General features: G+C 56.0%; 14 protein-coding genes. 13 read left to right on the top strand and 1 reads right to left on the bottom strand.

Annotated features, from left to right (window positions below):
- Positions 1 to 1,577 (top strand): biosynthetic-type acetolactate synthase large subunit (gene ilvB, locus ACLQMU_RS02145; protein WP_424040912.1); only part of this gene is annotated, 1,577 nt, incomplete at its 5' end.
- On the top strand, positions 1,574 to 2,077 hold the full coding sequence (gene ilvN / locus ACLQMU_RS02140; protein WP_422150058.1) for an acetolactate synthase small subunit: 504 nt from the start codon (positions 1,574 to 1,576) through the stop codon (positions 2,075 to 2,077). The genes ilvB and ilvN, both read left to right, overlap by 4 nt.
- A gap of 49 nt (positions 2,078 to 2,126) precedes the next feature.
- Here the strand turns inward: ilvN and ACLQMU_RS02135 are convergent, their stop codons facing one another.
- The gene (locus ACLQMU_RS02135; RefSeq protein ID WP_443673512.1) at positions 2,127 to 2,390 is read right to left on the bottom strand and encodes a hypothetical protein; all 264 of its coding nucleotides are present in this window, start codon (positions 2,388 to 2,390) and stop codon (positions 2,127 to 2,129) included.
- A 211-nt stretch (positions 2,391 to 2,601) separates the two neighbouring features.
- Between ACLQMU_RS02135 and ACLQMU_RS02130 the strand changes: the two genes are divergently transcribed.
- From ACLQMU_RS02130 to gpmA, 11 genes are all read left to right on the top strand, one after another.
- Positions 2,602 to 4,125 carry a sodium:solute symporter family protein gene (locus ACLQMU_RS02130; protein WP_424040911.1) on the top strand — a complete coding sequence of 508 codons (1,524 nt, stop codon included), beginning with the start codon at positions 2,602 to 2,604 and terminating at the stop codon, positions 4,123 to 4,125.
- Positions 4,126 to 4,190: 65 nt separating this feature from the next.
- The gene (locus tag ACLQMU_RS02125) at positions 4,191 to 5,504 is read left to right on the top strand and encodes a protoporphyrinogen/coproporphyrinogen oxidase (protein ID WP_424040910.1); all 1,314 of its coding nucleotides are present in this window, start codon (positions 4,191 to 4,193) and stop codon (positions 5,502 to 5,504) included.
- Between the two features lie 72 nt (positions 5,505 to 5,576).
- Entirely contained in the window at positions 5,577 to 6,275 is a 699-nt protein-coding gene (locus ACLQMU_RS02120; RefSeq protein WP_424040909.1) for a glycosyltransferase, read from the top strand.
- A gap of 36 nt (positions 6,276 to 6,311) precedes the next feature.
- Positions 6,312 to 6,734 (top strand): hotdog fold thioesterase, encoded by a 423-nt coding sequence (locus ACLQMU_RS02115; RefSeq protein WP_424040908.1) that lies wholly within the window; start codon positions 6,312 to 6,314, stop codon positions 6,732 to 6,734.
- Between the two features lie 72 nt (positions 6,735 to 6,806).
- The gene (locus ACLQMU_RS02110; protein ID WP_422150063.1) at positions 6,807 to 7,370 is read left to right on the top strand and encodes a ferredoxin domain-containing protein; all 564 of its coding nucleotides are present in this window, start codon (positions 6,807 to 6,809) and stop codon (positions 7,368 to 7,370) included.
- A 671-nt stretch (positions 7,371 to 8,041) separates the two neighbouring features.
- Positions 8,042 to 8,437, top strand: coding sequence for a hypothetical protein (locus tag ACLQMU_RS02105; RefSeq protein ID WP_422150064.1), 396 nt, complete (start codon positions 8,042 to 8,044; stop codon positions 8,435 to 8,437).
- A gap of 198 nt (positions 8,438 to 8,635) precedes the next feature.
- Positions 8,636 to 9,316 (top strand): glucose-6-phosphate isomerase family protein, encoded by a 681-nt coding sequence (locus ACLQMU_RS02100; RefSeq protein ID WP_422150065.1) that lies wholly within the window; start codon positions 8,636 to 8,638, stop codon positions 9,314 to 9,316.
- Positions 9,306 to 10,898 (top strand): tetraether lipid synthase Tes, encoded by a 1,593-nt coding sequence (tes, locus tag ACLQMU_RS02095; protein WP_424040907.1) that lies wholly within the window; start codon positions 9,306 to 9,308, stop codon positions 10,896 to 10,898. Before ACLQMU_RS02100 ends, tes begins: the two co-directional genes overlap by 11 nt.
- A gap of 238 nt (positions 10,899 to 11,136) precedes the next feature.
- On the top strand, positions 11,137 to 11,715 hold the full coding sequence (locus ACLQMU_RS02090; protein WP_424040913.1) for an HdeD family acid-resistance protein: 579 nt from the start codon (positions 11,137 to 11,139) through the stop codon (positions 11,713 to 11,715).
- 190 nt (positions 11,716 to 11,905) lie between these two features.
- Positions 11,906 to 12,466, top strand: coding sequence for a flavin reductase family protein (locus tag ACLQMU_RS02085; RefSeq protein WP_424040906.1), 561 nt, complete (start codon positions 11,906 to 11,908; stop codon positions 12,464 to 12,466).
- A gap of 46 nt (positions 12,467 to 12,512) precedes the next feature.
- Positions 12,513 to 13,298, top strand: coding sequence for a 2,3-diphosphoglycerate-dependent phosphoglycerate mutase (gene gpmA, locus ACLQMU_RS02080; RefSeq protein ID WP_422150069.1), 786 nt, complete (start codon positions 12,513 to 12,515; stop codon positions 13,296 to 13,298).
- Positions 13,299 to 13,422 lie beyond the last annotated feature (124 nt).

Here is a 13,422-nt window from a genome sequence, read left to right as displayed (position 1 = left end):
TCTACGATTCACCATTGCGGCACATCCTGGTACGGCACGAACAGGCAGCAGCGCATGCCGCGGACGGCTATGCACGCGCGAGCGGTCGTGTAGGGGTATGCCTTGCCACCTCGGGGCCCGGTGCCTGTAACCTCGTCACCGGGATCGCTACGGCCTACATGGACTCGGTTCCCCTTGTCGCTATCACCGGCCAGGTCCCGACCACGATGCTCGGGAACGACGCCTTCCAGGAGTCGGACATCCAGGGCATCACGATGCCGATCACCAAGCACAACTACCTCGTGAAGGAGACCTCGGACATCCCCCGCGTGATAAAAGAGGCGTTCTATATCGCGGGTACAGGACGGCAGGGGCCGGTGCTTGTCGATCTCCCGAAGGATGTCAACACCCGGTCGGTCAAGGAGCCGGTCGTGCCGGAGAAAGTGGTGCTCCGGGGTTACAACCCGACCTATAAGGGGCACAAGCGCCAGATCGACAAGGCAGTCGAACTTATCATGGCAGCGGAACGGCCGCTCATCTACGCGGGCGGCGGCGTGATCTCGTCCAATGCCTCGCCGGAACTCGTGGCATTCGCTTCCGGCCACGGCATCCCGGTCACAACGACCCTGATGGGCATCGGGTGCATCCCCTGCGACCATCCGCTCAACCTCGGCATGCTGGGCATGCACGGCACCGAGTATGCAAACTTCGCGGTCACCGAATGCGATCTCCTGATCGCCATCGGGGCGCGGTTCGACGACCGGGTGACCGGCAGGATCGAGACGTTCGCGCCGCATGCAAGGATCATCCATATCGATATCGACCCGGCCGAGATCGGAAAGAACAAGCACGTCGACGTGCCGATCGTCGGCGACGTGAAAACCGTGATCGGGGACATGATTGCCGGCTTAACGAAGAAAAACGCCTGCGACGCGTGGCAGAAGAAGATAAAGCACTGGAAACAGCACCACCCGCTCCGGTTCGGGAAAGACAATGGCTGCCTGCATCCCCAGTTTATCCTCCAGCAGATGAACGAACTGCTAAAAGGAGATGCGGTGATTGTGTCTGAGGTGGGCCAGAACCAGATGTGGACTGCACAGTACTTCTGTTTCCGCCAGCCCCGGACGTGGATTACGTCCGGCGGCCTGGGCACGATGGGCTATGGTTTTCCCGCAGCTATCGGGGCGCACTTTGCACGGCCGGATGTGCCGGTCTTCGATGTGGCTGGCGACGGGAGCATCCAGATGAACATCCAGGAGATGGGGACTGCGGTGCAGTACAACATCCCGGTGAAGATCGCGATCCTGAATAACATGTACCTCGGCATGGTGCGCCAGTGGCAGGAGCTCTTCTACGACCGGCGCTACGCGTATACCGAGCTCCCGCCGGTGGAGTTTGTAAAGATAGCGCAGGCATACGGTATCGACGGTATGAAAGTGGAGTCCTGCGATGAAGTGATGCCGGCGCTTAAAGCCGCGGTGGACCATGACGGCCCGTTCGTGATGGACTTCAGGATCGAGCGGGAGGAGAATGTGTTCCCGATGGTCCCGGCAGGAGCTGCGATCAACGAGATGATCGGGGGGCATCCGCCATCATGAAGGCGCACACGTTGTCTATCCTCGTGGAGAACAAGGCCGGGGTCCTCTCACGGGTCACCGGCCTCTTCTCCCGGCGCGGCTTTAATATCGAGAGCCTCGCGGTGGGTCCCTGCGAGGAACCGGACATGAGCCGGATCACCATTGTCGTGATCGGCGATGACGGGCAGGTCGAGCAGGTCATGAAACAGCTCAACAAGCTCATTGACGTGATCAAGGTGTCCGACCTGACCGACAACGAGCGGGTCGAACGCGAACTGGTGATGTTCAAGGTGACCGCCGACCAGGGGTCGACCCGTGCAGAGATCATGCAGATCGCAACCATCTTCCGCGCCCAGATCGTGGACGTGGGCGCAAAGTCGGTGATCCTCCAGGTGGTCGGGGATACCGACAAGATCAACGCGATGGAAAAACTGCTGCGCCAGTTCGGGATCAAGGAGCTGATCCGGACCGGAAGGATCGCGATCATGCGCGGCACAAAGACGGTGACGAGCAGCAAGTAATCTTTTTTTTTTGGTTTGCCAAAAAGGAAAACGACCTCACGGTTTTTCCTTACAGGGTTTTCCGGATGGCGGCCGTGGTTTCAGAAATGATGAGGATTATGATCTTTTTTGCGGCTAAAACTCCTTTAAGTGATGCGAATGGCAACGATTCACTCCGGGGCACGATCACGATTTTAAGTTTTCCTGCGAGCCATACATGGCCTTCCCGTATGTGGGCATCTGTTGAGTGTGCCTGGTGAGTGGTGCATCCCTGGAAATCTTTGTACGGGTGGGGCCGGGAAAAATTCTGGTAATAATTATCACAGCGTCGCACGCAATCCCCCTCCCATAATTTATCCGCCTCCTCTCTTCCTGGCCGCTGGCCGGTGACATTTCGATTGTGTTATATGTTAGCATACAACAACTTAACAAGGTATTATGTTTGGATTGCCGGATATCACGATTTTGGCAGTTGGCGGTGTGACGGTCATCGCCATCCTCGCACTGCTGTACTGGGGCCTGACGTTCCGGGGGCATGACTGAAAATGACGGACTATGTTACCATTGCGGTTATTGCCATTTATTTCCTGGTTCTCCTGGGTATTGGTGTATGGGCCTCGAAAAAGATCAAGACTGCTGAAGATTATCTTGTCGCCGGCCGCTCGCTCGGGTTCTGGGTGTTTATCCTTCTGATGATCGGCACCGTCTGCTCGGGCATGTCGCTTTTGGGCGTCTCGGGGCTCGGGTACCGGGCCGGCTGGCCGACCATGTGGGAAGAGATCTTCGTCCCGCTCGCGATTGGGTTCTGTATCATCTTCTTTGGTGTCAAACTCCATAATGTGGCAAAGACCGCCGGGTACATGACCGTGCAGGACTACCTCGCCCACCGGTACGAAAGCCCCACGGCGCTGCGCTCGCTCTCGGCTGTCGCAGGGATCATCGTTTCGCTCATCTACCTTGTCGGGCAGTACACCGCCATCGCAATTGTGCTGATGTGGCTCTTTGCGATCCCCCTGTGGCTTGCGCTCCTCATCGCGACCCTGGTAACCATGATCTATACCACGATTGGCGGACTGTATGCAGTAGCGTGGGCGTCCCTGATCCAGTCTATCATCCTCATCGTCGGGATCTTCGTGATGGCCCCGATCATCATCTACTACGCAGGTGGCTTTACGCATGTCAATGAAGTGCTTGCGACCATCAACCCGAACCTCGTAATGCCGTGGATGCCAAGCGGCGCCTTTACTCCTGCCTACATCGTCTCGTTTGCGATCATGCTCATGGTGGGCCTTGCATGCGCCCCGCATGTCATCAATAACGTGCTTGCGGTAAAGGATGTCAAGTACTTCAAATGGGCCCCGCTCGTTGCATTCCTGATCTATGGGGCAGCCATGTATCTCTTAAAATTTACCGGCCTTGCCGGGCTTGTGATGGTGAAAGCCGGAGTGTTTACCCTGCCCGCCGTCTCGAATGCCTCTGATTTCATCATCCTCTATGGTATTCAGTACTCGCTCCCAATCCTTGCCCTCTGGGCGATATTTGCCGTGATCGTGCTTGCAGCCGTCATGTCCACAACCGACCGGCTGATGCTGACCATCGGCGCAATGTGCTCATGGGACCTGTACAAGAAGATTATCAGGCCCAATGCGAGCGACAAGAGCGTCGTCCTGCTCTCCAAGGTGATCGTGGTACTCTCCGCATTCGGCACGATGATCCTTGCGATCAACCCGCCGGCCGCGCTTGCGAGCCTCATCTGGATGGGGATCGGGATCATGCTTGCCACCTTTGCAGTCCCGTTCCTTGCCGGCCTCTACTGGCGGGGTGCCACCCGCGCCGGGGCGCTTGCGAGCATGTTCCTGGGACTTGTCTCGGCGGTAGTGTTCGGGGCCCTCAACTACTTCAATATCACGCTCTTTGGCTATAACTACGGGAATCTCCCCCTTCACTTCTCGTTCTACCCGCTTGTCATATCCGTCGTGGCCATGTATGTCGTCAGCATCTTCTCCCAAAAGACCTCGGAGAAGGTTCTTGACGAAACCCAGACCGGCTGGTACATTTCAAAACGGTAAACCAACCCCTCTTTTTTACCGGCAACGGTGCATTTTTATAAATTCTGCCCGCCAAGATCTGGGCAGTGAAAACGGTAATTCTCGGGGGCGGATTATCCGGCCTTACGCTGGCCCGGCTCCTGCATGAAAAAGGCACAGACCTGCTGGTCCTTGAGGCAGAGCCGGCATATGGGGGGCTCTGCAGGTCACGCACCGATAAGGGGTTCACGTTTGACATTGGCGGCTCGCATATCATTTTTTCGCGGGACACCGAAGTCCTCGCGTTCATGCGGCGGATGATCCGGGGAAACGAGCAGCAGAATACCCGGAACACGAAGATCTTCTATAAAGGGCGGTACGTGAAGTACCCCTTCGAAAACGGCCTTTCTGATTTGCCTGCAGAGGACCGCTTCTTCTGCATCAGTGAGTTTGTGAAGACGCTTGTTGCCGTGGAAAAGGGCGAACTGGCAGCTCCCGGGACCTTCCACGAATGGATCTACTATACGTTCGGAAAAGGGATCGCCGAGTGTTACATGGTACCGTACAACGAGAAGATCTGGAAATACCCGACGGAGAAGATGTCCCTGCACTGGGTGGACGGGCGCATCCCCCGGCCGCCGGTCGACGATGTGATCAAATCCGCGATCGGCATCGCGACAGAAGGGTATACCCACCAGTCGGTCTTTTCCTACCCGCTCGACGGCGGCATCGAAGCGCTCGCAAAAGCGATCGCTCAACCGGTGGAGCCGTACATAAAGACCGGCTTTTCGGTCCGTTCGATCAGAAAAGAGGGCGGTCGGTGGCTCATCAGCGATGGAGAGGAGACGATCGGGGCCGACCGGATCATCTCCACGATCCCGGTCCAGCACCTGATCGCCGCACTTGACGGTGTGCCTGAGGACGTCAGGAAAGCCTGCGATGCACTCACGTACAACTCAATTGTCTGCGTCAACATCGGGATCCGCGGCAGTGTCCCGGATTATTCCTGGCTGTACATCCCCGACCCGGCGCTCGGGAAGACCAACCGGGTCTCGTTTCCTTCGCAGTACAGCCGTCATGTGGCGCCGGACGGGCACAGTGCCATTCTCGCCGAGATTACCCACCAGCCGGATGATCCCGTGGCACGGATGAGCGATGAAGATCTCGTTTCTGAGGTCACCGGGACGCTTGCGGAGATGGACCTTATTACTCCGGACCAGATCGTTTTCTCCTCGGTGGTGCGCCAGCCGTTTGCCTACGTGGTATACGATACAGAATACCAGAAAAATATTGCCGTTCTCCGGGATTACTGCCGGAATCTTGGCATCCCACTCGTGGGCCGGTTCTCGCAGTTCGAGTACCTCAACATGGACGGGTGTATCCGGAGCGTGCTGGACTTCGTGCAGACATATCCGGCATAAAATAATTTTGCATCCTGCATCACGCTTATCATTTCGCGAGCCCAAAAAAAGTACAGGAGTTTTTCATAACGCATGATTTCGGTCATTGTCCCCTCCTTCAATGAAGAGGAGAACATCGCCCAGTGCCTTGTATCGCTTTCGCACCAGACTCTTCCCAGAAATGAGTACGAGATCCTCGTGGTCGATGGCGGGTCAACGGACAAGACCTGCGAGATCGCCCGGAAGTATGCCGACAAGGTGTTTATCCAGACCAGCAAGAAGGTCGGAGGTGCACGAAACGATGGTGTCATTGCCGCCAGAGGCGAAATTATCGCCTCCACCGATGCCGACTGCATCCTTCCTCCTGACTGGGTCGAACGGGTAAAGAAAGATTTTACCGATCCGGCGGTTGCCCAGGTCTATGGCCCGGTCTACCCCATCGAGGACAGTATCGGGAACCACTTCTCGCTGCTCCTTGCAAATACCTTCTCCCGTATCGGCTACTACAGCAGCACCTTCTACTACACGCTTGGCTGCAACACCGCATTCCGGAAAGATGCGTTCATCCGGGCCGGCATGTACCGGTGCATCGACGCCGGTGATGACATTGAGATCGCCATGCGCATGAAAGACCAGGGAAAGATCCGGTTTGACGGGAGAATGAAGGTCGGGTTCTCGATGCGCCGGTACCAGCAGTACGGGACATTCAAGTCCCTGTACGAGTGGCTCTATATCGTTGCTCACGGAGGGGAAACCCAGAAATATGCATATACCCAGAAAAAATACAAATGATTCCCGGGCCGGCCGTCCCGTAGGTATGAGACACCGATGACCGGCGCCGGAAAAACACCTGCCGGAGAGCGACCTGCATCCGGGCGCGATCAGATCGCGGCATTTGAGGACAGCGAGTTTGGCCGGCTGCTGGGCCTGCACATCGCCGAGGCCCGGGACGGATATGCCCGGGTCGAGATGGACTGCAGCGGGAAATGCAACCCACACGGTGTCGCTCATGGCGGTGCGATTTTCTCGCTCGCTGATCATGCATTCGGGATTGCCTCCAACTGCGGTAAAGACCACCACACGGCGGTCTCAGTGCATATCCAGTATATCGCGCCCGCCCGCGGCCGGCTCTCCGCAGTCGCGGAGCGTATCGCATCGAACGGGACCTGCGAGACCTACCGGGTGGTAGTAACCGAAGGCGACCGTACGGTTGCGTTGTTTGATGGTGTTGCGTTCCGGGTCTCGCCATAGTGACCTCACAGTGTTATTCTGGCTTCCCGGCACCCTGTCGTTTTATCTTTTTGCAGATTCTCATACTCACGTATGACCGTTGAGAAAACAGCCGTGACCGCTGTCGCCGGGCTTATGGCGATAGCGGCCCGGACCGCGCCCAAGGCAAAAGGGCAGGACGAAATTCTCATTTCCGTTCTCACCTCTGCCCGGCAGAAGGAACTCTCCCGGGCAATGACAGATTACGGCACGCAGCACGGGCTGGGGTTCTTCCTGCGCGATGCGAAGAATGTCGCTGCAAGCGATGCCTGTCTTGTTGTCGGCGTCCGTGGAAATGTATCCGTTGGGATCAATTGCGGGGCCTGCGGGTACGCGACCTGTGCTGCCCTTGAAAAAGCCACGCAGAAAAAGCGACCCACAACCACGGCGTTCGCCGGCCCCAACTGTGCAGTACGGATGGCGGATCTTGGTATTGCCGTCGGGTCAGCGGCAAAGACCGCCCAGATCCACAACGTGGACAACCGGATCATGTATACCGCGGGCTCGGTTGCGATGAATCTCGGGTTCCTCGGGAAAGACTGTACTGTTGCCTATGCGATCCCGCTTTCGGCTTCAGGAAAAAACATCTTCTTCGACCGCGACCTTGCAAAAAAGTGAGCATTCAAACGTTTCTGGTACACTCATTTTTTCAAACCATTACTTTTTTTAAGAAAGAATGGGGGGCGATGAATATGCCAATAGCCGGACTTGTTTTTTTTTAAAATTTCCGGCACGCATCGGCAAGTTCGCTCTGGAGAAAAAAATACGTTTTTTGGGGACAAGCCACCGATTGTTGTCCGATTGATTTTTTCTTTTTCAAATGTGTCGTATCGGGCAATTTTTTTGCGATCAACCCGGTCCGGTCGTCTGATCCGGCCGCGGCCGGTTATGGGAAAAACACGTACGATTCAGGGCATTATTTCTTTCCTCCCCCCAATAATCGGACACCTTTCGCTAAAACCGGTTACCTGGACTTTTTCCGGTTCCTGAAAGCAGAACTCTTCGATTCCGGTCTTTCAAAGACAGGTTACCGGTCATGAAAGCAGGGGGCATCAAAACGGCAGGAGACGGGATGGATGAATATGTCCGAAAAGGAAGTATCCCGGATCTCAAATCCCGGACGGGACCTGTTTTCCGTTCGTAAGAAACCATTCCCGGTCGTTTCAATCTGTGTCTCAATTTTTGATTTTCAGGTAACAGCTATTAAGACCCCGCTTCTCATGCTTTCCTGGTGATTCATCATAACGGTTACTAAAACATCAGGCGCCTGTATCGCGTTCAGAACCCCTGTGCCGAAACAAACCCGGCTGGCCGCGGGCAGATCCGGGACCGCGGGAAACCGAACCTCCCCTGCTTTCCTGGACAAGGCAAGCCGCGACATGCTGACCCGGTTCGGCGAACAATTCCAGGTGGCCGGGATCGAGTATAGCCCGGAATGGTCCAACGAATTAAAAGCCTTCGATGAGTTTCTGGCGAACCATGTACGGCCGAACCGGATCTGCTCTGTCCAGTGCATGTTGCTCTGGAGCGAATGGGTCCGGATGTTCAGGCGCCGGATATCCGGATTTCCAAAACTGATCGGTGAAGAAGAGTTCCGCAATGCCATTACGGGCGCATTTGGCGTAGAGATTGCAGATGATGGCTACCGGGGCAGAGTCTACCCCGGCATAAAGTTTGTGCCGTAACTACCGGTGCAGGGAGAGGCGGCCGTTATGAAGTTTACAAAAGATCGTGATCGGTGGTGGCAGACCAGGACTATACAAGGTAATTCCGGTCCCTCAACGGTATATACCGGTCCTGTCCGCTGGCAAGGTCCCCTGCCCGTACCGTCCTTGCGGTATGCCGGGGAACTGGCTGGCGTTCTTGCCGTGCCGGGCTGTCCCGTGGATGGACCTGTCTATTCCATGTACCGGGATGTGGCCCGCACTCCTGCAGATCGCCGGTGGCTTCGGGAGCAGGAAATCCGGTTCGACATCACGGTCATCCCCCCGGGGGACCTTTGCGGGGAATTTGTGAAGACCAAGGGGCATTACCACCCGGCAAATCCCTCCGGTACCGGTTACCCCGAGATCTATGAAGTGCTGGAGGGTGAGGCGCATTACCTGCTCCAGACCCGGGACTGTGCAGACGTGGTGATGATCACCGCCTTTGCCGGGGAGATTGTCGTTGTGCCTCCCGGATACGGCCATGTCACGATCAATCCCTCCCGCACAGCCGTTCTCCAGATGGCAAACCTTGTCTCGTCTGCGTTCCAGAGTGAGTACCAGGCATATGAGGATCTCCGCGGCGCGGCCTTTTACGAGATGTCGGACGGGGCACTGGTAAAAAATCCGTTTTACCTCACGGTGCCCGGTTTGAGGCTTACCGGCGCGGGCCATATCACCGTCATGAAAGAGATGATCAGTGACCCCCTCTACGATCTTGTGGAAAAGCGGGCGGAGGTACTCGGATTCCTGAACCATCCTGAAGAATACCACGTACGCTTTTCCAGGATCTTCCAGGAAAGCACATCTGCATCATCCCGAACGTACAACCTGAACCGGGTAGACATGCATGCTGATTAAAAAGACCCGCAGTCTCTGCCCATCCTGCAATTCCGTTGTTGACGCGGAAATTGTCGAAGAAGATGGTTCTGTCTGGCTGAACCGGACATGTCCGTTACATGGGGATTTCCGGTACCTGTACTGGTCAGATCCGGAGATGTATCACCGGTTCGATACCTACGATGCCGTCGGGAACGGAATCGCAAATCCCCAAAATCCCGGCGCACCCGAGAACAGTTGCCCGACAGCCTGCGGGTTGTGCAACAACCACCATTCCCAGACGCTTCTTGCAAATATCGACCTGACCAACCGCTGCAATCTCGACTGCGACTTCTGCTTTGCGAATGCCCGGGCGTGCGGTTTCATTTACGAGCCCGGCTTCGACGATATCGTCCGGATGCTGCAGGTGCTGCGGGACGAGAAACCCGTCCCGGCCCCTGCGGTGCAATTCTCCGGTGGTGAACCCACGATGCGGAAGGATCTGGCGGATATCATCCGGAAGGCCAAGGAGATGGGGTTCCCCCAGGTGCAGATCGCAACGAACGGGGTTAAGCTGGCAACAGAGCCGGATCTTGTCCGGGAGCTCAGGGATGCCGGCCTCGATACCGTCTACCTCCATTTTGACGGAGTGACAAAAGAGACAAATCCCATCCTTGCTATCCACAAAAAGACGCTTGAGAACCTCGGGAAGGCCGGGCTCGGAACGGTGCTTGTGCCGACGGTTATCCGGGGTCGGAATGACCACCAGCTGGGGGATATTATCCGGTTTGCCATCGAGAATATCGCGTTCGTGCGGGGCGTGAACTTCCAGCCCATCGCATTTACCGGTGCTGCAAGCGATGAAGACATCCAGAAAGCCAGGATCACCATTCCCGATGTCCTCGCCCGGGTCGAGGACCAGATGGATGGGATTATCAGGAAGGACGATTTCTACCCGGTTCCATGTGTCCTTCCGTTCTCGGATCTCGTTGAGGCCTATACCGGCATGCCGCAGGTAAGGTTCACGGCCCACCAGCATTGCGGGGCCGCAACGTATGTATTCGTTCAGCCCGACGGCGTTATCCCGGTCAACCGCATGGTTGACGTGGAGAGCTTCTTTGAATCGATCCGGCATATGGCCGGGACTATCAGGAAAGGAGGCACCATCAACAAGTACAAGGCACTTCTCGAAGGAGTCAGGGGCCTGCACAGTTCCGTGAAGAAGGGGGAGCAGGGCAACACTGCGAAGTTCTGGAAGATGATTGGCAGGACCCTGATCAGCCAGAACTTCGATGCCCTCCGGGAGTTCCACTGGAACGCACTTTTCATCGGCACCATGCACTTCATGGACAAGTACAACTACGATATCGAACGGGTCCGGCGGTGCTGCATCCATTACGCAACGCCCGACGGGAAACTGATCCCCTTCTGTACCTATAACAGCGGGCCGGTCTACCGCGAGCAGGTGTGGAGGAAATTTGCAGGGAAACCGGATTCGGGTGCGGATAGCAGCGGTGATGATGAAACCTTTGAGCCCTACAGCGGCCCTGTTTTACGTAGGGTCGGTGACCAGGTTTTACCATATAACCATCCAGCCGACCCCAATAGTACACCGGTAACATAAAAAGGAAGATGGTGACAGCTGAAGTTGTTTCCCGGCATCGTTCCCTTGTGATCCGGTGCCTTCATCATCCGTACTGAGTGTTGTGGTGCACGCGCTCGTTTCACGTGGACAGAGATGCACCGGTTGCATACAGGGAATAAGGCGGCGTTCGTGCCGGGCACCGGGATGCGCCCCGGATACCCAATACACCTGCTATATATACCCGAAAATAAGAAAAGAATCGTTGGTTGTGTACTCTATGCAAGAGGACATTGTTATCATCGCCACCCCGTTTCATCCCGTGAAATGGGGTTCGTTCATTGCCCGTGGACTCCTCGCACTCATTATCGGTATCCTGGTACTGATCTGGACCGGTATTGCGGTACAGGTCGTAGTCACCCTCATCGGGATCCTGATCATCCTTGCTGCGATTCTAGCGCTGGTACTTGCACTCAAACCCCCGGCCGGTGCATCGCGATCCGTCGTGCTCCTCGTTATGGGAGTCCTCGGCCTGCTCGTCGGAATTGCAGCTATCCTGTACCGGTGGATTGCTGCCGAGGCGCTGACAGTCATCATTGCCCTCCTTATGCTCTTTTTCGGATTTATCGATCTCTCGATTGCAATCTTCCACCCGGAGTATACACGGCACCGGTTCCTGCTTGTTTTTTCCGGGGCAATCTCGATAATTCTCGGCGGGGTATTTTTCTTCCTGCCGGCATTCGGTGCGATAGTACTCGTTGCCGTATATCTCGGGATATTTGCCATCATTTACGGTATCCTGAGTATAGCCATCGGTGTCATGGTAAAAAGAGAACAGAAGAAGGTGACGTCCGGGTAACCGGCTTTATCGTCCGGATCCCTGCTGATTTTTCCGGGAGGAGCGGGCATCAGTCCTCAACAGGCCGGTGCGTACGGGGTAAAGAGTATTTTTTCACCACGTTCACATCCCTGAAGACACCCGGGCGATGAACACCTCCGGGAGATCCCTTTAAATTCTGCTTGTCCAAATATCATCGGGAGGAGAGACCATGGACAAAGTCACGCTCGGCCCAATGCCCTATATGAGTGTCATGCCCTCCGTGCTCGTCGGCACCACCCTGAAAGGAAGAGCAAATTATATGACTGCCGGGGCAGCGACCGTCGCCTGCATGGCGCCGCCGATGGTCTGCGTCGCGATCAATAAGGCCAGGTACACCGCGAAGGCAATAGAGGAGAACAAAACGTTCAGCCTGAATTTCCCATCCGTCGGACAGGTGGCCGGGACCGATTACTGCGGGATTGTCTCCGGCGCACAGGAAGACAAGTCAAAGATCTGGACTTCATTCTATGGCAGACTGAAGACTGCACCTATGGCTGAAGAGTGCCCGGTCAACCTCGAATGCAGCCTCTTTAAAGCCGTGGACTGTGGGAGCCACCTGCTGCATATCGGAGAAGTTGTCGAGGTCTATGCAGACAAAGCGTGCATGACTGACAAAAAACCCGATGTTTCGAAGGTCCACCCGATCGTATACGCCCAGGCCATGTATTTTGACCTCGGGAAACCCCTGGAAAAGGCGTTTTCGGCTGGCAAGAGGTATGTGAAAAAATAATGCCGGTTTGTGACCGGACGGATCAATCGCTTAAAAAGGAGCAGGAATGTTTACCCTGGTATTGCTGCGGCACGGCGAAAGTACGTGGAACAGGGAGAACCGGTTCACCGGCTGGACTGACGTCGACCTGTCGATGCAGGGCAGGGAAGAAGCCCACCGGGCAGCCCGTCTCCTCCGCGACGGCGGATTCTCCTTTGACATCACCTATACATCAGTGCTCCGTAGGGCAATACGGACTTTGTGGATCGTCCTCGATGACATGGACCTGATGTACCTCCCGGTGCATCATTCATGGCGGTTGAACGAACGCCATTACGGCGCACTGCAGGGGCTGGACAAGCGCGAAACAACAGAGATGTTCGGCAAAGATCAGGTCCATGCATGGCGGCGGGGATACAGGGTCCGGCCCCCGGCGCTTGAAGAGAACGACCCCCGCCACCCGAGGTTCGACCCCCGGTATTCAGACCTGAAAACGGACGAACTGCCAGCCACAGAATCGCTGGAGGACACGCTAAAACGGGTGGTGCCGTACTGGAAAGAGACCATCGTCCCTTCGGTCATGGACAAGAAAAAGGTGATGATAGCGGCCCACGGGAACAGCATCCGGGCGCTTGTCAAATATCTCGATGGGGTTCCTGATGACGAGATCACCGGTCTCAATATCCCGACCGGGTTCCCCCTGGTCTATGAGCTTGATAAATCCCTTCAACCGGTTCGTCACTATTACCTGGGTGATGAGGAGGAGGTCCGGCACGCGACAGAATCGGTAGCGGATCAAGCGGCGGGCACAGGAGAAAACACCCGCTGCACAACGGAACGGAAATTACCATGACCGGAATATTCAAGGCTTACGATATCCGGGGTTCATATCCCGGCGAACTGGACGAAAAATCTGCCGAACGGATCGGATCGGCGTTTGCCCGCATCATGAAATACGGCACGATTGCGGTGGGAAG

Origin of the sequence: Methanoregula sp. (assembly GCF_052325125.1) — an archaeon.
Lineage (GTDB): Archaea > Halobacteriota > Methanomicrobia > Methanomicrobiales > Methanospirillaceae > Methanoregula.
Note: the sequence above shows the minus strand (reverse complement) of the source record. Positions and strands in the feature narration are given on the sequence as shown.

Excerpts from the sequence above, each read along its gene's own strand:
- ACLQMU_RS02120 (WP_424040909.1), top strand. The coding sequence starts at position 5,577 with ATGATTTCGGTCATTGTCCCCTCCTTCAATGAAGAGGAGAACATCGCC.
- tes (WP_424040907.1), top strand. The coding sequence starts at position 9,306 with ATGCTGATTAAAAAGACCCGCAGTCTCTGCCCATCCTGCAATTCCGTT.
- ACLQMU_RS02115 (WP_424040908.1), top strand. The coding sequence starts at position 6,312 with ATGACCGGCGCCGGAAAAACACCTGCCGGAGAGCGACCTGCATCCGGG.
- ACLQMU_RS02090 (WP_424040913.1), top strand. The coding sequence starts at position 11,137 with ATGCAAGAGGACATTGTTATCATCGCCACCCCGTTTCATCCCGTGAAA.
- ACLQMU_RS02110 (WP_422150063.1), top strand. The coding sequence starts at position 6,807 with ATGACCGTTGAGAAAACAGCCGTGACCGCTGTCGCCGGGCTTATGGCG.
- gpmA (WP_422150069.1), top strand. The coding sequence starts at position 12,513 with ATGTTTACCCTGGTATTGCTGCGGCACGGCGAAAGTACGTGGAACAGG.
- ilvN (WP_422150058.1), top strand. The coding sequence starts at position 1,574 with ATGAAGGCGCACACGTTGTCTATCCTCGTGGAGAACAAGGCCGGGGTC.
- ACLQMU_RS02130 (WP_424040911.1), top strand. The coding sequence starts at position 2,602 with ATGACGGACTATGTTACCATTGCGGTTATTGCCATTTATTTCCTGGTT.
- ACLQMU_RS02085 (WP_424040906.1), top strand. The coding sequence starts at position 11,906 with ATGGACAAAGTCACGCTCGGCCCAATGCCCTATATGAGTGTCATGCCC.